Here is a 20639-nt window from a genome sequence, read left to right as displayed (position 1 = left end):
GCATGGTCAAGGGGCGTCGCGGCGCAGGGCCGTCATGCCACGGATTCGATGCCCAGTGACCGGACGAGCTGGGCCAGTTCTTCCTGGAAAAGCTTGTCGGGACTGATCGTCTGGGTACGCAGATGCCCGTAGATCTCCAGTGACACCAGGCCGTGCAGGTGGCCCCAGATACGCAGCGCGAGCGCCACGCCGGCCGGCGGCAGGGTGGGGAACGCCGGGCGGACCTTGCCGAGAAGCCCGGCGTCGAAGTCGGACCATTGGAAGTCGCTGTGCGCGTAAAGGTGTTCGGCGTGTGGCCAGGCGGCGTCCGCGAGGGCGGCGATGCCCGTACAGACTCGGTGCGCGGCGTCCGGAGCGGCGCCGCCCTCGGGAGCTTGATAGCCGGGCACGGGGTCGCCGTAGATGAGGCGAAATCCCTCGGGATTGGCCAGAGCCCAGTCCCGGAAGGCGCGCGCCCACGTCTGGATCCGACTGGCCGGACGCGCCGCCGGGGCCTTGGCCCATGCGGCGTCCACGGCGTCGGCCAGCGCGGTGTAGACCTCGTTGATCAGCGTCGTGACCAGATCGTCGCGGGTGGCGAAGTAGCCGTAGATCGCGTTGGCGGTCATGCCCATCTCGCGGGCGATGGCCCGCAGCGTGATGGCGTCGGGTCCGCCCGAGGCCATCAGTTTGAGCGCGACCTGCTGGATCTCCGCTGTCGTCTCGGCCCGCAGCCGTTCGCGGCGTCCTCCCGTGCTTCCCACAGCGGCCACTCTACAGCGTCCCCAGACTGCTTGCCGTATAAAAACTTCACGCCGTATAGTCTCCTCCCATCTGACAGCGCCACATAGGGAGAACCCATGCACATCGGCATCATCGGCGCCACGGGCGGCATCGGAAGCCGCGTCGTCACCGAAGCCCTCCACCGGGGGCATCACGTCACAGCGTTCAGCCGCGACGCCACCCGGATCAGCGAAGAGCGCGAGAACGTCGTCTGGAAGAGCGTTGACGTCCTCGATGCCGCGAGCATCGCCGCGGTCCTGCCGGGGCTGGACGTACTGATCAGCGGATACCAGCCCGGCAACGCCGCCGACGACTTCGCCGACACTGTGTCGCGTTCGATCGCCGACCCCACGGCCTACGCCACCGCCGCCCGGGCGCTGCTCAAGGCGCTGGAGAGTCATCCCCGTACTCGGCTGATCGTGATCGGCGGCGCCGGGAGCCTGGAGATCGAGCCTGGCCTCGTACGAGCCGACTCCGACGAACTCCTGCACGAGACCCTCGATCAGATTGGGCTGCCGAGGGAGTACGCCGCCGCCGTACGCGGGCATCGGGACGCCCTGAACGTCCTGCGCACGTCCAACCGGCTCTGGACCTACTTCAGCCCGGCCGAGGACATCGCTCCCGGCCGGCGCACCGGCCGCTTCCGGATCGGTGGCGACCAACCGGTCCTCGACGCCGACGGACGCAGTCGCATCTCCTCGGAGGACGCCGCCGTCGCCCTCGTCGACGAGGCGGAACTGCCGCGTTTCGTCCAGCGGCGCTTCACCATCGGCTACTGAACCTGCTGGGAGCCTTCTTTCTCGCCCGATGATCAGTGGGCGCGACGGCCACCATGGTCCCCGGGGGGCGTCACACGACCCCGCGCGGTCGCACGCGATAAACCCGTGGCGACGTCGATGATCGTCCCGCGATAATGGCCGACGTGGAGGAGGTCGAGGTCGTCGTCGCCCATTCCGAGCGCGCGACCCTGCGCGTCGGCGACGTGTTCCTGAAGATCGACGCTGATCAGACACGCACCGACGTCGAGGTCGAGGCGATGGCCATGGCGCCGATCCCGACCCCGGAGGTCCTGTGGCGCAAGCCGCCCGTGCTCGCGCTCGCCGCCCTCCCGGGGACGGCACTCGGCCGCCTCGGCGAGCCGTCGACCGCGTCGTCGGCGGCGTGGGCCGCGGCGGGTGCCGCTGTCCGGACGCTGCACGACGCGCCGCTGCCGCCCTGGCCCGGTCGAAGCCTCGACGAGATCGCATCGCACCTCGACGGCGAATGCGAGTGGCTCGTCACGAACGGCGTCCTTCCCGCCGACCTGGTCACGCGCAACCGCCGGGTCGCCGAGGCCGCGCTGCGGCCGTGGACACCGGTGTTCACGCACGGCGACCTGCAGATCACCCACATGTTCGTCGACGGTGACGAGATCACCGGCGTGATCGACTGGTCCGAGGCGGCCCAGGGCGATGCCCTGTACGACCTCGCCAGCTTGACGCTCGGGCACGAGGAGCGCCTTGGCGACGTCGTCGCCGGCTACGGCACGGACGTCGACCTCGACGTGATCCGCGGATGGTGGTCGTCGCGAAGCCTGCTGGCGATCCGCTGGCTGGTCGAGCACGGCTTCGACCCGTTCTTGCCAGGCTGCGAGGTCGACGTCCTGACAGCCCGGATGTGAGACCGCACGAGCTTCGTCAGATCGACGGCCGGCGCGACAACAGACGCCGCGCTAATGCTGGGCCATGTCGACGAAGCGGCTGTAGTGGCCCTGGAAGGCCACCGTGACGGTCGCCGTGGGGCCGTTTCGGTGCTTGGCTACGATCAGGTCCGCCTCGCCCGCCCGCGGCGACTCCCGTTCGTAGGCGTCTTCGCGGTGCAGCAGGATGACCATGTCGGCGTCCTGCTCGATGCTGTTGTGGACGGAGATCCCGTTGGCGACGAAGTTGTGGGTTCCCAGCACCGTGGCGTCATAGACCGGCTGCTCTCCTAGGCTCTCGATCGAAACCACCTCGTCCCAGAAGACGTCGTTCGTCGCCAGCATCTCCATCTGGGCGTCATCCAGAATCGCCGCCACCCGACCCAGACGCTCCCGGCTGGGTGCGTGCTTCCCCAAGGCGCTGCCGCAGAGTTGGGTCCCCGGCGCGTTCGAGAACGCCCGATGGGTCATGCTCTTCTGTGTCAGCACGTCCCGAACACGGTCCCAGATCTCACGGGGAACCGTGTCGAGGTTGGTGTTGCTCTTGGCTGCCCGCAGCGCTGGAAGGCAGCGAGCGGCATGCTTTGCTCGTTCGCCGACCACGCCCACCTCCTCCAGGAACCGGAGCTGGTTCTCCGCGCCGTAGATGTGCAGTTGATACCCCGGCCGGTAGTCGCCCTTCCGGGTTGTCTTGATGCGAGTCATCACGTTGAACCGGAGCAGCAGCCGCGCGACGTCATCGATCAGCCGCCGGCTCGTCGAGGCATAGGAGATCCGCGACTGGCCGAGCTTTTCGTCCCACCAGACGCATCCGTCTGCCGCCCACAGGTGACGCAGGAACAGGGCGATCTGCTTCTTCGGCAGAGAGAAGACTTCCTGGGGAACGAACTTGTCGTGACTGCGAAGGCCGAACAGACCCAGGCCGTCGAGCCAGGCGGCGATGGGGTCGCGCTTGCCGTGCGTGAGCCGATAGGGGGCAGGTAGCCGCAGTGTGGTGACCGGCCCGGCGGCATAGTCGTCCCGGACCGCACCCACTCCGAAATGCGTGGCGGCCATCGTCACAGCTTCCAGGCAAGTCTCGTCCGTGCTTGCGTACCGAATCGGCTGGTTCCTGACGAACGAACCATCTCCGATCATGTGCCCGAGGAGGATGACCTCCTCCTCGGGCCACTCCTGAAGATCTTGAGGGGCGGGAACGTGGCGCGGAACGGCAAGGCGAGTGCCCGGTCCGATCTCCCCCAGAGGTCGCCAGCCGTCGTAGGTCATGAAGGGGTGATTGGCCGTCGCCTCGATCTCGCGGCCCGACGTCAGCCGCAGCCTGAAGACTTCCTTGGTTCCGCTGGGAAAGACATGCGTCATGGTCCGCGGCACGAGCCGCAACTTCTCATCCAGCGACCACACGGGGATGTCGCGTGCGCCAGACTCCAGAAGCTCCCCCAGCGACACCTCCGCGCCCGTGTCGGCCCGAAGGACGCGGGTGTCTGCCGTCAGGCAGCCGGACTCGCGCAGGTCGCTGACCGCGGGCCGCTTGTCGGTGCGCTGCTCGGGGCCTCGGTTGAGCTGGGAGATCGCGATGACCGGCACCTCCAGCTCCTTGGCCAGCAGCTTGATCGCACGGGAGATCTCCGAGACCTCGTTCTGGCGGCTCTCGGTCTTCTTCGGCGAGCTCATCAGCTGGAGGTAGTCGATGACCACGAAGCGCAGGTCGTTGCGCTGCTTCAGGCGCCGGCACTTGGCCCGGATCTCCATCATCGACATGTTGGGCGAGTCGTCGATGAACAGCGGCGCCTCGGCCACCTCGCTCATCCGCCGGGCCAGCCTGGTCCAGTCGTCATCGCCCATCGTGCCCGAGCGCATGGAGTGCAGCGCCACCCGCGCCTCGGCCGACAACAGACGCATCGTGATCTCATTGCGCGACATTTCCAGCGAGAAGATGACGGTGGTCATCCCATGCTTGATCGCCGCGGAACGGGCGAAGTCCAGCCCCAAGGTGCTGTTGTGGGTGGGGACGCACGTCCTGCCCGCCAGGTAGAGGTGGTCGGCGTTGTCCACCTCGACGCAGCGGACCGGCTGAGAGGGGACCGGGCGCACGTCCACGATGGAGCGGGCCTCTGTGCTGAAGTCGAGTGAGTAGCGCTGGTCGGCCTGCGTGGTGGTGACGTTGTAGCCAAGACTCAGGACGAGCTCGCGCACGTCATGAGCGAGCCGCCGGCTCGCCACGGCTCCCCCGAACAGGATCCGCCCCTCTTCCCCGGCGAAACCGTCCGAAGCGAGCAGGCCGGCCAGCAGGTCGCGTCGCTGTCCCTCTGAGGCGCGCAGGTAGGGCGAGGGGATGTGCTGGTCCGCATCGGCGCTGGTGCGGTCGCCAAGCCGGACTCCGAGCTCGTACGGCGGCACGGGAAGCTCCTGCTCGTCGAGCGCGAACGGCGCCGACACCGCGACCGCGTGGGCCGCCCCTCCGTCAGCCTTGAAGATCTCCTCCGTGGTCAGCACCCCGTGCGCCGTCCGCCACTGGTGCCCGGCGTCCGCGACGATCACCGTGCCGTCGCTGAACTCCACCTCGTAACACGGCCTGTCACGCATGACCTCGGTGGCCGCGACCACCCGCGTCGGCCTGCCGTCGCCCCCGAGGAGCCGCTCGCCGACCGCGACCTCGCCCATGGTCGTCCAGCCCGTCGGGGTCGGCAGCGGCGTGTCGAGCGCCAGTGCCTTGCCGATGGCCGGGCGGGCGGCGACAACGATCATCTGGCCCGGGTGCAGGCCGTTGGTGAGCTGGTCGAGGTCCTGGAAGCCGGTCGGCACGCCGACCATCTGGCCGCTGCGGCTGCCGATGGCCTCCAGTTCGTCGAGGGCGCCCGGCATGATGTCGGCCAGCGGCGCGTAGTCCTCGGACGTGCGCCGCTCGGTGACCTTGTAGATCTCCGCCTGCGCGCGGTCGACCAGGTCGTCGACCTCTTCGTTCTGGCCGCCGTAGCCGAAGGAGACGATGCGCGTGCCGGCCTCGATGAGGCGGCGGAGAATGGCCTGCTCGCGGACGATCTTCGCGTAGTAGCCGGCGTTGGCCGCGGTGGGGACGACGGCCGTCAGCGTGTGGAGGTAGGCGGCACCCCCGACGCGGGCCATCTCGCCGCGCTTCTGCAGATCGTCGAAGACCGTGACGGCGTCGGCGGGCTCGCCGCGGCCGTAGAGGTCGGTGATGACGTCATAGATCATCTGGTGGGCGGGCCGGTAGAAGTCGTCGGAGCGGATGAGCTCCACCACGTCGGCGATCGCGTCCTTGGACAGCAACATGCCGCCCAGCACCGACTGCTCCGCCTCGATGTTGCTGGGCGGCGTGCGCTCGAAACCCGGGCCTCCGCCGCCCTCTTCGTCAATGCTCACCGCGCCCCCTCAACACCTTGCAGGCGGTCGCACCACCCCCACTTGTAGTCGACCGGTCTGACAGTTTCGCGGGTTCGCGGTGAGACGGCAACGCGGCCTGTGGACAACCCTGTGGTCAAGCTGTGCACTATTCGGCTCAGGGTGTGAAACAACTGTGGACGGAGCTGTGGATAACTCTGTTCACAATCCACAGCACCCGCGATGACCTGCACAAACTTTGCCCACCGGCTGTGGAGGAAAGAAAGTTGGCCCGACACGCCGTGTAATGGCCATAATGGGTAAATGCCCATTACGCCGCAGGACAGGGAGATTCTGCGCCTGGCCGTGCCCGCGTTCGGCGCGCTGGTCGCCGAGCCGCTCTTCCTGCTCGCCGACTATGCCATCGTGGGGCACGGGCTGGGCACCACCGCCCTGGGCGCCTTGGGCGTCGCGGGCACGATCCTGGCCACGGTGGTGAACCTCTGCGTCTTCCTCGCGTACGGCACGACGGCGTCCGTGGCCCGCCAGACCGGCGCGGGCCATCACGCCACGGCGATGCGCAGCGGCGTGGACGGCATCTGGCTCGCGCTGGCCATCGGCGCCGCCCTCATCGCGGTCTGCTGGCCGCTCGCCCCGCCGATCGTCGGACTGTTCGGGGCGGTCCCGGAGCAGGCCGGGCAGGCCACGACGTACCTGCGCATCTCGCTGCTCGGCGCGCCCGGCATGCTGGTCGTGCTGGCCGGGACGGGCGTGCTGCGCGGCCTGCAGGACACGGTCACCCCGCTGACCGTCGCGGTGGGCTCGTTCGCGCTCAACGCGGGACTGAACGCGTGGTTCGTGCTCGGACTGCACTGGGGCATCGCGGGCTCGGCCTGGGGCACCGTGCTGGCCCAGACGCTGGGGGCGGCCGTCTACCTCGTCGTGGTGGCCAGGGGCGCGCTGCGGCTCGGCATACCGCTCACGCCCCACCTGGCGGGCGTCAAGCAGGCGGGTACGGCCGGCTTCGCGCTGCTCATCAGGACCCTCTGCCTGCGCGTCGTGCTGGTCGTGGCGACCGTGGTGGCCACCAGGATGGGCCAGGCCCAGCTGGCCGCGTACGCCATCGCCACCCAGGTCTGGACGCTGCTGGCCTTCGCCCTGGACGCCATCGCCATCGCCGGCCAGGCCATCACCGGCCGTACGCTCGGCGCCGGCGACGTGGCCGCCACCAGGGCCGCGACCCGGCGCATGGTGCAGTGGGGCCTCTGGTCGGGGTTCGTGCTCGGTGTGCTCGTCGTCGCCGCCCGGCCGCTGCTGCCCGGCCTGTTCGACGCCGATCCACAGGTGACCGAGCAGTTGCTGGCCGTGCTCTGGCCGGTAGCGCTGTTCCAGCCGGTCTGCGGCGTGGTGTTCGTGCTCGACGGGGTGCTGATCGGCGCGGGTGACCAGCGCTACCTCGCGTGGGCGGCCCTGTGGACGACGCTCGCGTATCTGCCCTGTGCCTTTCTCGCCTCGGAGTTCGGCATCGTCGCACTTTGGTGCGCGCTCGGGGCGTGGATGATCGCACGTTTGATCACGCTGGGACAGCGGGCGCTCGGCACGGCATGGCTGGTGACCGGGGCGTAATCGTCCCGTGCTTGCTGTTACGCGTGTGGTGCGGCACTGTGGGCGGGTTCCCTGAGCGGGGTGTGCCTTTGTCCACGATCCTCCGGCGGCTGCCGCCCGAAGCGGCGACCGGGTTACGCACAGGCGCGCGCCACAGCCTCGCCGAGCTCTACCGGCCCGCCGATCTGGTCGTGCTCGGACTCGGCGTGATGATCGGCGCGGGCATCTTCAGCATCGCCGGGCAGCAGGCCGCGACCATGGCCGGCCCCGGAGTGATCCTGTCGTTCATGATCGCCGGGATCGCCTGCCTGCTGGCCTGCCTGTGTTACGCCGAGCTGTCGTCCACGATGCCGACGTCGGGCAGCGCCTACACCTTCACCTACGTCATCTTCGGCGAGGTATGGGCGTGGATCATCGGCTGGGCGCTGATCCTGGAGCTGGAGCTGGCCGCCGCCGTGGTGGCCAGGGCCTGGGCGCTGATCACGGTCCGGGCGATCACCGGGTTCGGGGTGCGCCTGCCGTACCAGAACGTGGTCGAGGACGTGTTCGTCCTGTTCATCCTGGTGGTGCTGACGGGCGTCGTCGCGCTCAACGCGCGGGTCGGGCTGCGGGCGCTGTGGGTGATGGTGGCGGCCAAGCTGCTGGCCATCGGGGCGGTCATCGTCGTCGGGGCGCGGTACGTCAAAGTGGCCAACTTCGGCGACCTCTACACCGAGCCGAAGCCTCCGGCCACCCCGGCGGCGACCGTGCTCGACATGATCGTGGGGCAGAGTCACGCGTTCGGCTGGTTCGGTGTGTTCGCGGCGGCCTCGGCCATCGCGTTCGCGTACATCGGCTTCGACGTCGTCGCCACCGCCGCCGAGGAGACCGTGAACGCCTCCAGGGCCATCCCCAAGGGCATGATCCGCAGCCTGGTGATCGCCACGATCATCTACCTCGCGGTGGCCGTGGTCATGATCGGCATGATCCCCTACACCGGCATCTCCCCCGACGCGCCGCTGTCCAGCGCGTTCCGTGTGGTGGGCGTCGACTGGATGGCGCACGTCATCGACATCGGCGCGGTGCTCGGGCTGACCACGGTCATCCTGGTGCTGATCGTGGGGCAGACGCGTGTACTGTTCTCCATCGCCCGCGACGGTCTGATGCCGCGCCGTCTGGCCACGATCAGCCGCAGGTATCACACCCCCACGCGGGTGACGCTGCTCATCGGAGTGGTCGCGATCCTGCTGGCCGAGCTTGTACCGGTGTTCACGCTGCAGCAGCTGGTGGTGATCGGGACGCTGTTCGCGTTCCTGTTCGTCGCGGCGGGGGTGATCGTCATGCGGCGCCGGATGCCGCACCTCGACCGCGGCTTCCGGGTCCCGCTCTCGCCGCTCCTGCCCGCGCTGTCCCTGGTGGCGACGCTCTGGCTGATGGTGAACCTGCAGGTGCTCACCTGGGTGTGGTTCGCCCTGTGGATGGCTTTCGGGCTGCTCGTCTACCTCGGGTACGGCCGGCGCCACAGCCTGCTGGCGGAGCCGGAGCTGCCTCCGCTGAACCACTCCAGAGGCCGCCACCGGCGTTGAGAACCCTGCCCGGGTGGTTCGTCGCGACCGCTCCGTGGTGGCTGGGATACCGCCCTAGAGCCGCCCGGAGTCCAGCACCGCCCGTAGGAAGTCCCTCGTACGGGCGTGCTCCGGGTCGGTGAAGATCAGCTCCGGTGGGCCCTTCTCCAGCATGACCCCGCCGTCCAGGAAGCACACCGTGTCGGAGATGTCGCGACAGAAGCCCATCTCGTGGGTCGCCAGGATCATCGTCATCCCCGAGTCCTTGAGCTCCCTGATGACCTGGAGCACCTCCACCACCAGCACCGGGTCGAGCGCCGAGGTGACCTCGTCGAGCAGCATCAGCCGTGGCTTGGTGGCCAGCGCGCGGACGATGGCCACCCGCTGCTGCTGGCCGCCGGAGAGCTGGTCGGGATAGGAGCGGGCCTTGTCCGCCAGCCCGAACCTGGCCAGCAGCTCGCCCGCCTGCTCCTCCGCCTCGGCCTTGGCCACCCCGTGCACCCGCCGGGGCGCGAGCGTGATGTTGTCGAGCACCGTCATGTGCGGGAACAGGTTGAACGCCTGGAACACGATGCCCAGCCGCCTGCGTACGTCGTCGACGTCCGCCCGAGGGTCGGTGATCTCCTGCCCATCGAGGTGGATCGCGCCGTCGTCGACGGTCTCCAGCAGGTTGACGCAGCGCAGCAGCGTGGACTTGCCCGACCCCGACGCGCCGATCAGGCTGACGACCTCGTGCGGGCGTACCTCCAGGTCGATGCCGCGCAGGACGCTGTGGCCGCGGAAGTTCTTCCACACCCCGTCGATGGTCAGCAGGCTCATCCGCGCCTCCTTCGCGTACGGGCGGCCAGGTGGTCGGTGAAGCGTGCCATCGGGATCGTGAGCAGGATGAACAGCAGCGACGCCACCAGGTAAGGCGTGTAGTTGAACTTGCTGGCCGCGATGATCTGCGCCTGCCTCAGCGCCTCCAGCGGCCCGATGGTGGCCACCAGCGCTGTGTCCTTCTGCAGGGAGATGAAGTCGTTGAGCAGCGGCGGGACGACCCGGCGGGTGGCCTGCGGGAGCACGACGAAGCGCATCGCCTTGGCGTGGCTCAGGCCCAGCGAGCGGGCCGCCGCCACCTGGCTGGGATGGACCGACTCGATGCCCGCGCGGAACACCTCGGCCACGTACGCGCCGTACGAGAGCGTCAGGCCGATGATGCCGAGCGTGGCCAGATCCGTCGGAATGCCCTGCAGCCTGAGCGCCGGCAACCCGAAGCCGACCAGGTAGATGACCAGAATCGTCGGCACGCCGCGGAAGATGTCGGTGTAGAGCGTGGCCAGCGCCCGGATCGGGAAGAAGGCGGGCGCCGTGACGGTGCGGGCCAGGGCCACCAGCACCCCGACGAGCAGGATCAGCGGCTCCGCGATCAGGAAGATCTTGATGTTGAGCAGGAACCCGGTCAGGACCTCCGGCAGCGCCTTGACGAACCACTCCGGGTTGAAGAACGCCTCCCGCACCCGCGGCCAGCCGGGCGAGTGGGTGACCACCACCACGACCAGGACGAGGAAGATGATCGTCGAGGCGCTGGCGATGGACGTCGAGCGCCGGGCCCGCGACCTGCGGACCCGCTCGCGTTCGAGCTGCCGCTCGCTCTTGACCCAGCCCCCAGCGCTCTCACTCGCTGAAGGCTCGCTCACAGAAGGCTCGCTCACTTCAGCTCGGGCGCGCCCGCGGCCGCGCTGAGCCACTGCTGCTCGATCTTGGTCAGCTCGCCCTTGGACTTCAGCGCGTCGACGGCCTTGTCGACGCACGGCTTGAGCGCGCTGCCCTTCTCCATGACCAGGCCGAACTCCTCGGGCGTCCCGCCGGTCGAGCCGAACTGGCCGACGATCTTCGACTTCTCGACCTGCGCGGCCGTCACGTAGAAGGCCGTGGGCAGGTCCACGACGATCGCGTCTACCTGCTTGTTCTTCAGCGCGTTGATGGCGTCGATCTGATCGGTGTAGACGTTGGGCTCGGCGCCGGGCTTGATGACCTCCTTGACCGCGTTGAGGGAGGTCGTGCCGACCTGTACGCCTATCTTGGCGTCCTTGAGCTCGGCCAGGCTCTTCGCGGCGGCGAACTTGCCGTCCCCCATGGCCACGACGGCCTGCTTGACCGTGTAGTAGCCGTGGCTGAAGTCGACCGCCTTGGCCCGGTCCGGGGTGATCGAGACCTCGTTGATGTCGAAGTCGAACTGCTTGGCGCCCGGCGCGAAGGCGGAGTCGAACTTGACCGTGCTCCACTGCACCTCGGAGCGGTCGAAGCCGAGCTCGCCCGCGACGGCGAACGCGACCGCGCTCTCGAAGCCCTGGCCGTTGCTCGGGTCGTCGTCCTTGAACCACGGCTCGAAGGCGGGCTTGTCGGTGGCGATCGTCAGTTTGCCCGCGTTGACCAGTTTGAGCTGGTCCTTGGTGCACGCAGTGGACGCCGTGGGACTGAGCGTGGCGCCGCTGGGCGGAGTGTCGGCGGGGGCGCAGGCGACGGCCGCCGCCGCGAGCACGCCAAGGGCCAGCAGCGTCGAGGGTCGGGCCATGGCTGGGGGCCTCCAGGGAAGGGGCGCGGGAAGAACGAGCAAATCCTACGCTGCGGGACGGTTAACCATGTCCCCCACCTGCACCCATACCGGCCATAGAGACAGCACTGCCCCCTCTCGCAGGCGAGAGGGGGCAGCGACGAGGCTGAGAGTCGTCAGCCGGCGACGACCTCGACGTCGACCGACGCCGAGACCTCGGGGTGCAGCTTGACGCTGACCTTGTGCGAGCCGACGCTCTTGATCGGGTTGACGATCTCGATGCGGCGGCGGTCGAGGATGGGACCGCCGGCGGCCTTGACGGCCTCGGCGACGTCACCCGTGGTGATCGACCCGAACAGGCGGCCGGAGTCGCCCGCGCGGGTGACCAGGCGGACGCGCAGGGCGCCGAGCTGGCCGGCGACCTCCTTGGCCGTGCCCAGGTCGCGGATCTCGCGAGCGTCACGAGCCTTCTTGATCGACTCGATCTGCTTCTCGGCGCCACGCGTCCAGCGCATGGCGTAGCCGCGCGGGATGAGGAAGTTACGGCCGTAGCCGTCCTTGACCTCGACGATGTCGCCAGGGGTGCCGAGGCCGGAGACCTCGTTGGTGAGGATGAGCTTCATATCGACAGTCCTCCCTTAGCGCGCGGTGCTCGTGTAAGGCAGCAGAGCCACCTCACGGGCGTTCTTGATCGCGGTCGCCACGTCACGCTGGTGCTGGGTGCAGTTGCCCGTCACCCGGCGGGCCCGGATCTTGCCGCGGTCGGAGATGAACTTCCGCAGCAGAGCCGTGTCCTTGTAGTCGACGTAGGAGATCTTGTCGTGGCAGAACAGGCAAACCTTCTTCTTGGGCTTGCGCAGTGCCGGCTTTGCCATCGTGGTGCTCCTTTCAGAGCCCCGCCGTCAAGCGGGAATGGACTCGGGCTGGTGAACTGGAATTAGAAAGGCGGTTCGTCGCTGAAGTCGTTGCCGCCGCCGCCGAAGCCGCCGCCGCCGGAGCCGCCCTGCTGACCGCCGCCCTGGAAGCCGCCACCGCCGCCGCCGCCGCCGAAACCGCCGCCGCCCTGGGGCGGAGCGGGCGACGCGGAGGCCCACGGGTCGTCGGCCGGGCCGCCGCCGAAGCCGCCGCCACCGCCGCCACCCTGACGGGTGGTGCGGTTGACCTTGGCCGTGGCGTTACGCAGAGACGGGCCGACCTCGTCGACCTCGACCTCGTAGACCGTGCGCTTCTCGCCTTCCTTGGTCTCGTAAGACCGCTGCTTGAGCCGCCCCTGCACGATGACCCGCATGCCGCGCTGGAGGCTCTCGGCGGCGTTCTCCGCCGCCTGCCGCCACACGTTGCAGGTCAGAAAGAGGCTTTCGCCGTCTTTCCACTCGTTGGTCTGGCGGTCCATGAACCGCGGAGTGGACGCGATGCGGAATCGAGCCACGGCTTGACCCGTGGGGGTGAAGCGCAGCTCCGGATCGTCGACAAGATTGCCGACGATGGTGATTACGGTGTCGCCTGCTGCCATGGCTTGCGCTCGCCTTCCTGCACGCCTTCGCTTTGGTTACGGCTCAGAGTACGGCTGCCGCCCGACAAAAAGCCGGGCAACGGCTGCTTAGTGCACGTCGGGGCGGAGAACCTTGGTGCGCAGGATGCCCTCGTTGAGGTTCATCTGCCGGTCGAGCTCCTTGACCGTCGCGGGCTCCGCGGACAGGTCGATGACGGCGTAGATGCCTTCAGACTTCTTGTCGATGTCGTAGGCAAGACGGCGACGGCCCCAGACGTCGACCTTCTCCACAGTGCCGCCGTCGTTGCGGACGACGGTGAGGAACTGGTCGAGGGACGGCGCCACAGTGCGCTCATCGAGCGAAGGGTCCAGAATGACCATTACTTCGTAACGACGCATGCGGGACTCCAACCTCCTCTGGACTTTTGCGGTCACGACACTCTGCCGTGACAGGAGGACGCTGACGTCAGGACCCGGACACCCCTTTCGGCGTCTCAGGCTGATGGATCACCCATCACAACGCAGCTTGACCAGGTTACCAGCCGCTCGCGGATGGGAAGGACCTGTAGGAAACCCATGGGGGTGACATTAGTGCCGCACATCCTTCAACCACCGGAGACCCAGCGGTTCAGACTCACGCTCAACAGCGACGGGGCGCCGCATCCGATCGAGAACATCCTGGCCGTCGCCACGCTCGTGTGCGGGCTGGTGGCCTTCATCTCGACGTTCTTCGTCGCCGCCCACCCGATCTCCGCGTGGTTCGGCACGCTGGGATTTGGGATGGGGCTCTACTCCCAGTACGTCTCGGTGACCACGCCCCAGCGCACGCTGAACATCATCGGCCTGGTGGCGTCATTCGTCGGCGTCGCGCTCGGCATCGCGCACGGCGGATTCCTGCCGTAAGCCGCTCGTGGCACACGAAACGGTCCCGGCCGGGCCGGGACCGTTCGTTTCAGCTCACTTGCCGATATGCAGATCCACGCCGAGCAGCACCAGGAACCAGAGGAAGACCGCGAGGAGCGCCTCGGCGATGTTCCGGAGGATCCCCGGCGTGATGTAGTGGTAGACCCAGGCCACATATATGCCGATAAGAACCCAGAATAAGAAGATCAGTGAGCGCCAGCGCCAGCGCGTCATATCGTTCTCCTCGCGTAGGGGGCGCCTGGCGACTTCCCTGAGCCCTCTGCTCCAAACGGATAAGCTCGTGACATGGTGCGCATCGGAGCTCACGTAGGCCAGGACGACCCAGCCGCTCACGCGGCCGCGATCGGGGCCGAGGTGGTGCAGTTCTTCCTGGGCGATCCACAGGGCTACAAGAAGCCCGTGCTGCCGGCCGAGCCGGTCGAGGGCGTCGACATCTACATCCACGCGCCCTACCTGATCAACGTGGCCACCACCAACAACCGCATCAGGATTCCCAGCCGCAAGCTGCTCGCCCAGCACCTGGAGGCGGCGGCCGGGCTCGGCGCCAAGGGCCTGATCGTGCACGGCGGCCACCTGAACAAGAACGAGGACCCGCAGATCGGGTTCGACAACTGGCGCAAGGTGTTCGAGCGCATGGAGTGCCCGATCCCGGTGCTGATCGAGAACACCGCGGGTGGCGACAACGCGATTGCCCGCAGGCTCGACCGCATCGCCCGGCTCTGGGACGCGCTCGACGGCTTCGACGTGGGCTTCTGCCTCGACACCTGCCACGCGCACGCGGGCGGCGAGGAGCTCCTCGACCTGGTCGACCGGGTCAAGGCGATCACCGGCCGCATCGACCTGGTGCACTGCAACGACTCGCGCGACGAGTTCGACTCCGGCGCCGACCGGCACGCCAACCTGGGCAACGGGAAGATCGACCCCGAGCTCATCCTGGCGGTCTGCCGCGCGGCCGCCGCGCCCATCGTGGTGGAGACGCCCGGCGAGGGCCAGGCCGACGACATCGCGTTCCTGAGGAAGAACCTCTAACGATTACACACAGCCTGTGGATAACTTATCTGGATTACCGAGTCCCGGAAGTGGGTATGGAGATCATCCTGCCCAGGCGCCGCTCAGGAAGCGGACCACGTCGAGCAGCATGAGCGGCCCCGACACCAGGGCGTACACCACCATCACCCATGGATGCCGGGCCACCAGCCGGCCGAACGCCACCCACAGCGGGAACCACAGCAGCAGCGAGCGCGGGATCGACAGATAGTACGCCGAGGTCATCAGCGCGCCTGCCTGTAACCCCGTGTAGACCAGCTCGCTCCACCGGCGCATGACCAGCAGCCAGATGAGCGCGGCCACGGTCACCACCGCACCGGCCAGCTCCATCCGGAAGGCGACCGCGAAGTCACCGGCGCCCAGGGCCGACTGCCACGTGGTGCTCCACGCCTGCCACGGCCACACCATCTGCCGTCCCCACCCGGCCTCCTGGGCGTGCTTCCAGGCGAGCCAGTCTCCCGAGCGGCTGTAGTGGAAGAAGGAGTACGCCACCAGCGGCAGGAAGGGGACCAGCAGCCACGGCGCCCGCCGTACGGGCTGCCTGCTGGTGAGGAACTCCACGATCAGCGCGACAGCCAGGAACAGCCCGGTGATGCGTACGCAGGAGGCGCCCGCGGCCAGGGCGGCGGCGAGCGGCCATCGGCCCTGGCGGGCGGCCAGCCAGGCGGGGATCGCGAAGGCCAGGAACAGCGCCTCGCTGTAACCGGCGACCAGGAAGACGGCCATCGGGAACAGCAGCAGCCCGGCCACCGCGGCCCATCCCGAGCCGCCCTCCCACTCGGTCAGCCTGGCCAGCGCCACCACCGCCACCAGCCCGGCGACCAGCGAGACGATCAGCCCGCAGGCCGTCCAGTCCGGCACCACGAGGTGGACCACCCGCATCGCCAGCGGCAGGCCGGGGAAGAACGCGGGCAGCCCGGCGTCCGGCGGCCTGCCGGGGTCGCCGTCATAGCCGTGCTCGGCGATCGTGATGAACAGCCCGGCGTCCCACTTCCGCCACGTGCCCACGTAGTCGTGCAGCGCGACGCCGAGCAGCGTCGCCACCAGCAGCCCGCCACGCGAGGCGAACCAGAGGAGCGTCGCGTCGCGGTCGGCCGAGCGGGTGATCATGGCTAGGCCGGGCGCAGGGTGAACCGGTCCGGGGCGCCGTCGAAGACCCCGCCGACCTGGTCGTCGATGCCGGTCTGCCGGATGACGTCCTTGTCGGGACGCAGGATGTCACGTACCACGAAGGCCATCATGATGGCGATCGTGAGGACCCGTCCCCATACGGCGGTGAAGTAGGTGTTGTCACCGATGCCCAGGTCGGGACGGCTGACCGGAGACTGGGAGAGCAGATAGAGCCAGATCGCGCAGAAGTACCAGATCTCGGCGACCTGCCAGAGCGCGATCGGCTTCCAGTTGGGCCTGGCCAGCACCGCGAAGGGCACCAGCCACAGGACGAACTGCGGCGACCACACCTTGTTCGTCATCATGAACGCGGCCAGCGCGAGGAAGCAGATCTGCGCCAGTCTCGGCCGGCGCGGCGCCATCAGCGTGAGGGCCGCGATGCCCAGGCACAGCAGGCCCAGCGAGACCATGCCCAGGCGGCTGACGTCGGTGTCGCCCAGGATCGGCCAGCCCTTGCTCTGGAAGAACAGCCAGGGCGAGCCCCAGTCGACGCCGCGTTCCTCGGAGAAGACGTAGAACCGGCGCCAGCCGTCCCAGGCCAGCACCATGAACGGCACGTTGACCACCAGCCACGACCCGGCGGTCGCGCCCATCGTGACGAGGAACGGCCGCCAGCGCGCGGTGCGCATGGTGAGCAGAAAGAGCGCGCCGACGAACATGATCGGGTAGAACTTCGTCGCGATCGCCAGGCCGAGCAGCACGCCCGCCAGCACCTGCCGCTTCCGGGCCCAGGCCAGCAGCATGCCCATCGACAGCGCGCCCGCGACCAGGTCCCAGTTGATGTAGGCGGCCAGGACGATCGACGGGGCGAGCGCGTACCAGAGCGCGTCCCACCGCCTGGTCGGCCCCGCCACCGCCGCCATCAGCAGCACGCCGGCCACCAGGCAGACGCCGAGCAGGATGACGGTGATGTCGTAGAACCTGACCGCCTGGGCGACCACGTCGCGCTCCAGCCAGCGGGCGATCCAGCTGATCACCTGCATGACCTCGCCGAGGACCACCGGGTATTCGACGTGCTTGTCGAACGGCACGTCGGCGAAGTAGGGGTTCTGCGTCGCCAGCTGCCGGTCGAAGTAGAGCGGGTAGATGTCGGTGTAGCAGAAGTTCGTGTACGTCGAGACCTGGTCGTTCCACCCGCCCGTGCGGCAGGGCAGCCGCACGATGTAGGCGAGCGTGGCCCCCAGGGCCGCGAACAGCCCCAGGGGAAGGTACGGCACGGCCCGGTTCATGAGCGGTGGGCGGACCTCGGTGCTCGACTTCACCAGTCCTCGCGTCTGCTCGGCATCGGACCGGGAACGATGACCGGGTTGACCCCCTGACCCTGGCTGCCCCGCCCGTCGAAACCGCCGCCGTCGTCCTGCGGCTCGCCGTTCTCGTTGGGGTCGACCGTGATGATCTGGTCGGGGTCGTCGCCGGTGCACGGCGGGACGACGCCACAGTTGGCGTTGGGGTCGTCGAGGGACGGGTCGTCCTCGGTGGGCGTCGGCGTGGGTGTGGGACTCGGCACGATGTTCTCCGGCTGCCCGATGTCGGACCTGTCGGGGAACTGCTCGACCGGCTTGTTCTGGAGGGCGGCAGTCATGAACGCGCGCCAGATCGTCGTGGGCGTGTCCGCACCCTCGAAGCCCAGAGTCGTCTCAAACGCCGTGGTGTAGGGCTTCTCGGCGCTGTATTTCTTGGAAGGCTTGCCCCTCGGGGTGCTGGGGCAGTTCGAGTTGATGGGCTGGACGACGGTGCCCTTCTTCGTCTTGCACACCTCGCGGTACATACCCACTGCGGTAGAAAGCTGCGGGGTGTAACCGACGAACCAGGCTTCCTTCTCGTCGTTGTTCGTGCCGGTCTTGCCCGCCGCCGGGCGGTTGCCCAGGCCCTTGCCCGCCGCGGTGCCGCTCCGCAGCACCTCCTGCATGGCGACCGTCGCGTCGGCGGCGGCCTCAGGGCTGATCACGTTCTTGACGGCCCTCTGCTCGGGGTAGGCGATCTGCTTGTTCAGCTTGATCTTCTCCACCACGTGATACTTGGTGTACTTGCCACCGTTGGCGAAGATCGAGTAGCCGGCCGCCTGCTCCACGGCGGTCACCGGTGCGCTGCCGATGGCGAACCCGAAGCCGTGCTTCCGGACGTCCTCATCCATGCGCGCCTTGCTGAACCCGGCCGCCTCAACGAGGTTCCTGACATCGTCGAGCTTCTCGGGCAGCGCGTACGCCATCGACACGTAGGCGGTGTTGACGGACTGCGCGGTCGCCTTGACCACGTCGATCGAGGCGCCCACGTTGTGACTGTTCTTGAATCCGCCGGGCTGCTGCCCAGGCAGTTCCTTCGGCACCGTAACGCTGCCCGGCACGTAACTGTTGATCGATTTCCCGGCCTTCAGCCACGCGGCCAGGACGTAGGGCTTGAACGCGGAGGCGGCCTGCTTGGCCGAGTCGAAGGGCTCGTTCCACGGGTCCTTGAGGTAGTCAGTGCCTCCGTAGAAGGCCACCACACGGCCGTTCCTGGGGTCGACGGCGGCGAGACTGGTGTGGTACTCCCTCGACTTGCCCCGCGTCGACTCCAGCACCGCGGTCTTGGCGGCCTGCATGAGCCTCTTGTCGAAGGTGGTGACGATCTCGTAGCCGCTGCTCTTGATGGCGTCCATGGTGATGCCGCGCGCCTCGAGTTCCCGGGTGACCGCCTCGAGCATGTAGCCGTTGAGACCCGCGTAGGCGCTGTCCGTGTTGGACTTCTTGATCTTGGGCCACTCCGCCGTCTTCGCTTCCGCGGCGTATTTGTCCGGCCACTGCTTGGCCATGTAGTCCAGGACGGTCTTCCAGCGGTATTTGAGCGCGGGGTCCTCAGAGCCCCAGCTCGGCGTCTGGATGTGCGCGGCCAGGTAGGCCGCCTCCGACAGGGTGAGGTTCGAGGCGTGCTTCTTCGTGCCGAAATACGCCTGGGCTGCCGCCTCGACGCCGTAGGCCCGGCCGAAGTTGACGGTGTTGAGGTAGGTCTGAAGGATTTTCTCTTTGGACTTCGTCTGGTTGATCTTGACCGCGATGAAGATCTCGCTGACCTTGCGCTTGATCGAGACCTCCGAGCTGAGGCCGCCGTAGTAACCGCGGGCCATCTGCTGGGTGATCGTCGAGGCGCCCTGCAACTGCTGGCCCGTCGCGGTCATCCACAGCGAGCGGGCCATGCCGGAGATGGAGATGCCGGAGTCCTCGTAGAACGTGTCGTTCTCGATGGCCACCGTGGCGTGCTGGAGTTTCTCGGACATCTGGCTGATATCGATGATCTTCCGGGGCGTGCCGAGCTTGGCGATGACCGTCTTGCCATCTGAGTAGTAGACGGTGCTGCCCTGGGCGGTCGCCCCGGCCTGCGTGTCGTTCTCGTCGGGCACCGGAGTATTGGCGTAGGCCACCGCGATCATGCCGAAGATGCCGGCCGCGAGGACCGTCGTCGAGGCCATGACGATCTTCCAGCTGGGGATGAAGCGGCGCCACTTCGGCCGCTCGTCCTCGGGCCGCTCAGGACCTTCGGGACCGCCGGGGCCACCAGGCCCTTGAGGTCCGCCGGAGCCTCGCCCGCGCGCCCGCCTGGGGGCGTCGCTGATCATGGTCTCCTGGTTGCTGCGGGCGCGGGTGTCGTATTCGCCTTCGCCGCGCGACCGTTCGCGGCTGCCCTGGCGCCGCCCCGGCTCGCGGGGCGCGGCCTCGCGCCGTCCCGGCTGGCGGGGGCCGGGACCGCCCGGACCCGGCTGCTGGGGGCCTGGTTGCGGCATGCCCGGCTGCTGGGAGCCCACTTGCTGGGGGCCCGGCTGCTGCGGGCCCGCGTATGGCTGGGCGGCCATCGCGCCGGTCTGCTCGTACGCGGCTTCCGGCCGACGCTGAGGCTGTGCCGCCCCCCAGCCCGCTTCGCCAGTTTGCGGCGAGTTGTCTTGGGGCACAGAACGGGATGAGTTGGAGCGACGGCGCCTTCCAGGCCGAGCCGTCCCCTCATTGCTGCTGTTACTCACACGTCCTCACAACGTCGTCGGATAGCACGGCGGATGGGCGTGGGGCTCCTTCGCCGTCCTCGGTCTTCTACGGTCGCCCGACGCGGTCCGGCGGTCCGTTGCCGAGGACGAACGACACCGTCAGGTGGTTCCAGGAACAACCTTGACAGACCTCGGCGACGTACACCCGGAACTCATCGTAATCATGGGCCATATCGGCGAGTTCCGACGCGACCTTTGCCTCACCGGCATGGCGTTCCGGGGACTCCCCGGAGACGTGGGTCACGTTGGTGACGTTCTCCCTCTCGCACACCGGGCAGAGGTGTTCGGTCGGTTCGCCGAAGTGGCGCGCCGCGCGAAGGAGGTGCGGCTGTGCGTCACGAATATCCCCAGGCGACGTACGCCTGGGGTGCAGGGAGCCGACCACCGCCCGCTTGGCAAGGCCGTAGTCCACCACCTTTCCCAGTGACCACATGAGCGCCAGACTACGGCGTTTTGCTGAATCCTCCCAACGCCTTGGCAAAGTCGTTAATTGCGGCGATATAGCGGCGCGACGTATCATCGGGATGTAT

General features: G+C 68.2%; 20 protein-coding genes. 6 read left to right on the top strand and 14 right to left on the bottom strand.

The window, feature by feature from the left end; genetic code table 11:
- Positions 1–32: 32 nt before the first annotated feature.
- On the bottom strand, positions 33–743 hold the full coding sequence (locus tag AB0B61_RS51390) for a TetR/AcrR family transcriptional regulator (RefSeq protein ID WP_358448623.1): 711 nt from the start codon (positions 741–743) through the stop codon (positions 33–35).
- 96 nt (positions 744–839) lie between these two features.
- Between AB0B61_RS51390 and AB0B61_RS51385 the strand changes: the two genes are divergently transcribed.
- Together AB0B61_RS51385 and AB0B61_RS51380 are read left to right on the top strand one after the other, a co-directional pair.
- A complete protein-coding gene (locus tag AB0B61_RS51385; protein WP_358448621.1) occupies positions 840–1541 on the top strand; it encodes an NAD(P)H-binding protein in 702 nt (233 codons plus the stop codon).
- 143 nt (positions 1542–1684) lie between these two features.
- The gene (locus tag AB0B61_RS51380) at positions 1685–2422 is read left to right on the top strand and encodes a phosphotransferase (protein ID WP_358448619.1); all 738 of its coding nucleotides are present in this window, start codon (positions 1685–1687) and stop codon (positions 2420–2422) included.
- A gap of 51 nt (positions 2423–2473) precedes the next feature.
- Here the strand turns inward: AB0B61_RS51380 and AB0B61_RS51375 are convergent, their stop codons facing one another.
- Positions 2474–5761 carry a replicative DNA helicase gene (locus AB0B61_RS51375; protein ID WP_358448662.1) on the bottom strand — a complete coding sequence of 1096 codons (3288 nt, stop codon included), beginning with the start codon at positions 5759–5761 and terminating at the stop codon, positions 2474–2476.
- A gap of 342 nt (positions 5762–6103) precedes the next feature.
- Between AB0B61_RS51375 and AB0B61_RS51370 the strand changes: the two genes are divergently transcribed.
- Complete coding sequence (locus AB0B61_RS51370) at positions 6104–7405, top strand: MATE family efflux transporter (protein ID WP_358448617.1); 1302 nt, start codon at positions 6104–6106, stop codon at positions 7403–7405.
- A 62-nt stretch (positions 7406–7467) separates the two neighbouring features.
- Positions 7468–8949: an amino acid permease gene (locus AB0B61_RS51365; protein ID WP_358448661.1), complete on the top strand. Its 1482-nt coding sequence runs from the start codon at positions 7468–7470 to the stop codon at positions 8947–8949.
- A gap of 54 nt (positions 8950–9003) precedes the next feature.
- Here the strand turns inward: AB0B61_RS51365 and AB0B61_RS51360 are convergent, their stop codons facing one another.
- The 7 genes from AB0B61_RS51360 to rpsF all read right to left on the bottom strand — a co-directional run bounded on the left by AB0B61_RS51360 (position 9004) and on the right by rpsF (position 13355).
- On the bottom strand, positions 9004–9747 hold the full coding sequence (locus tag AB0B61_RS51360) for an amino acid ABC transporter ATP-binding protein (RefSeq protein WP_358448615.1): 744 nt from the start codon (positions 9745–9747) through the stop codon (positions 9004–9006).
- The gene (locus tag AB0B61_RS51355; RefSeq protein WP_358448613.1) at positions 9744–10607 is read right to left on the bottom strand and encodes an amino acid ABC transporter permease; all 864 of its coding nucleotides are present in this window, start codon (positions 10605–10607) and stop codon (positions 9744–9746) included. The genes AB0B61_RS51360 and AB0B61_RS51355 overlap by 4 nt, the downstream gene beginning before the upstream one ends.
- A gap of 11 nt (positions 10608–10618) precedes the next feature.
- Positions 10619–11485, bottom strand: a complete 867-nt coding sequence (locus AB0B61_RS51350; RefSeq protein ID WP_358448611.1) for an ABC transporter substrate-binding protein — start codon at positions 11483–11485, stop codon at positions 10619–10621.
- Between the two features lie 155 nt (positions 11486–11640).
- A complete protein-coding gene (rplI, locus tag AB0B61_RS51345) occupies positions 11641–12087 on the bottom strand; it encodes a 50S ribosomal protein L9 (protein WP_225300946.1) in 447 nt (148 codons plus the stop codon).
- 15 nt (positions 12088–12102) lie between these two features.
- Positions 12103–12339 carry a 30S ribosomal protein S18 gene (gene rpsR, locus AB0B61_RS51340; RefSeq protein WP_020543048.1) on the bottom strand — a complete coding sequence of 79 codons (237 nt, stop codon included), beginning with the start codon at positions 12337–12339 and terminating at the stop codon, positions 12103–12105.
- Between the two features lie 62 nt (positions 12340–12401).
- Complete coding sequence (locus tag AB0B61_RS51335) at positions 12402–12977, bottom strand: single-stranded DNA-binding protein (RefSeq protein WP_358448609.1); 576 nt, start codon at positions 12975–12977, stop codon at positions 12402–12404.
- An 87-nt stretch (positions 12978–13064) separates the two neighbouring features.
- Positions 13065–13355 carry a 30S ribosomal protein S6 gene (rpsF, locus tag AB0B61_RS51330; RefSeq protein WP_026214314.1) on the bottom strand — a complete coding sequence of 97 codons (291 nt, stop codon included), beginning with the start codon at positions 13353–13355 and terminating at the stop codon, positions 13065–13067.
- Positions 13356–13532: 177 nt separating this feature from the next.
- On the opposite strand from rpsF, the gene AB0B61_RS51325 reads away from it, so the two are divergent.
- A complete protein-coding gene (locus tag AB0B61_RS51325) occupies positions 13533–13859 on the top strand; it encodes a hypothetical protein (RefSeq protein WP_358448608.1) in 327 nt (108 codons plus the stop codon).
- A 54-nt stretch (positions 13860–13913) separates the two neighbouring features.
- On the opposite strand, the gene AB0B61_RS51320 is transcribed toward AB0B61_RS51325, so the two are convergent.
- Complete coding sequence (locus AB0B61_RS51320) at positions 13914–14093, bottom strand: hypothetical protein (RefSeq protein WP_357655312.1); 180 nt, start codon at positions 14091–14093, stop codon at positions 13914–13916.
- Positions 14094–14165: 72 nt separating this feature from the next.
- On the opposite strand from AB0B61_RS51320, the gene AB0B61_RS51315 reads away from it, so the two are divergent.
- On the top strand, positions 14166–14909 hold the full coding sequence (locus AB0B61_RS51315) for a deoxyribonuclease IV (protein WP_225300942.1): 744 nt from the start codon (positions 14166–14168) through the stop codon (positions 14907–14909).
- 63 nt (positions 14910–14972) lie between these two features.
- Here the strand turns inward: AB0B61_RS51315 and AB0B61_RS51310 are convergent, their stop codons facing one another.
- The 4 genes from AB0B61_RS51310 to AB0B61_RS51295 all read right to left on the bottom strand — a co-directional run bounded on the left by AB0B61_RS51310 (position 14973) and on the right by AB0B61_RS51295 (position 20542).
- The gene (locus tag AB0B61_RS51310; protein WP_358448607.1) at positions 14973–16037 is read right to left on the bottom strand and encodes a mannosyltransferase family protein; all 1065 of its coding nucleotides are present in this window, start codon (positions 16035–16037) and stop codon (positions 14973–14975) included.
- Positions 16038–16039: 2 nt separating this feature from the next.
- Positions 16040–17359, bottom strand: a complete 1320-nt coding sequence (locus AB0B61_RS51305; RefSeq protein ID WP_358448605.1) for a glycosyltransferase 87 family protein — start codon at positions 17357–17359, stop codon at positions 16040–16042.
- Positions 17356–19923, bottom strand: coding sequence for a transglycosylase domain-containing protein (locus AB0B61_RS51300; RefSeq protein ID WP_358448603.1), 2568 nt, complete (start codon positions 19921–19923; stop codon positions 17356–17358). Before AB0B61_RS51300 ends, AB0B61_RS51305 begins: the two co-directional genes overlap by 4 nt.
- Before the next feature lie 232 nt (positions 19924–20155).
- Entirely contained in the window at positions 20156–20542 is a 387-nt protein-coding gene (locus AB0B61_RS51295; protein WP_358448601.1) for a DUF5318 family protein, read from the bottom strand.
- Between the last annotated feature and the right edge of the window lie 97 nt (positions 20543–20639).

Source organism: Nonomuraea sp. NPDC049158 (genome assembly GCF_040648335.1).
In the GTDB taxonomy this organism is placed as follows: Bacteria; Actinomycetota; Actinomycetes; order Streptosporangiales; family Streptosporangiaceae; genus Nonomuraea.
This window is presented reverse-complemented; position numbering and strand designations above follow the sequence as displayed.

What these genes read in the sequence shown, in the direction of transcription:
- AB0B61_RS51385 (WP_358448621.1), top strand. Translation starts at nt 840, where the DNA reads ATGCACATCGGCATCATCGGCGCCACGGGCGGCATCGGAAGCCGCGTC.
- AB0B61_RS51370 (WP_358448617.1), top strand. Translation starts at nt 6,104, where the DNA reads ATGCCCATTACGCCGCAGGACAGGGAGATTCTGCGCCTGGCCGTGCCC.
- AB0B61_RS51360 (WP_358448615.1), bottom strand. Translation starts at nt 9,747, where the DNA reads ATGAGCCTGCTGACCATCGACGGGGTGTGGAAGAACTTCCGCGGCCAC.
- AB0B61_RS51350 (WP_358448611.1), bottom strand. Translation starts at nt 11,485, where the DNA reads ATGGCCCGACCCTCGACGCTGCTGGCCCTTGGCGTGCTCGCGGCGGCG.
- rplI (WP_225300946.1), bottom strand. Translation starts at nt 12,087, where the DNA reads ATGAAGCTCATCCTCACCAACGAGGTCTCCGGCCTCGGCACCCCTGGC.
- rpsR (WP_020543048.1), bottom strand. Translation starts at nt 12,339, where the DNA reads ATGGCAAAGCCGGCACTGCGCAAGCCCAAGAAGAAGGTTTGCCTGTTC.
- AB0B61_RS51335 (WP_358448609.1), bottom strand. Translation starts at nt 12,977, where the DNA reads ATGGCAGCAGGCGACACCGTAATCACCATCGTCGGCAATCTTGTCGAC.
- rpsF (WP_026214314.1), bottom strand. Translation starts at nt 13,355, where the DNA reads ATGCGTCGTTACGAAGTAATGGTCATTCTGGACCCTTCGCTCGATGAG.
- AB0B61_RS51325 (WP_358448608.1), top strand. Translation starts at nt 13,533, where the DNA reads ATGGGGGTGACATTAGTGCCGCACATCCTTCAACCACCGGAGACCCAG.
- AB0B61_RS51320 (WP_357655312.1), bottom strand. Translation starts at nt 14,093, where the DNA reads ATGACGCGCTGGCGCTGGCGCTCACTGATCTTCTTATTCTGGGTTCTT.
- AB0B61_RS51315 (WP_225300942.1), top strand. Translation starts at nt 14,166, where the DNA reads ATGGTGCGCATCGGAGCTCACGTAGGCCAGGACGACCCAGCCGCTCAC.
- AB0B61_RS51310 (WP_358448607.1), bottom strand. Translation starts at nt 16,037, where the DNA reads ATGATCACCCGCTCGGCCGACCGCGACGCGACGCTCCTCTGGTTCGCC.
- AB0B61_RS51300 (WP_358448603.1), bottom strand. Translation starts at nt 19,923, where the DNA reads ATGGCCGCCCAGCCATACGCGGGCCCGCAGCAGCCGGGCCCCCAGCAA.
- AB0B61_RS51295 (WP_358448601.1), bottom strand. Translation starts at nt 20,542, where the DNA reads ATGTGGTCACTGGGAAAGGTGGTGGACTACGGCCTTGCCAAGCGGGCG.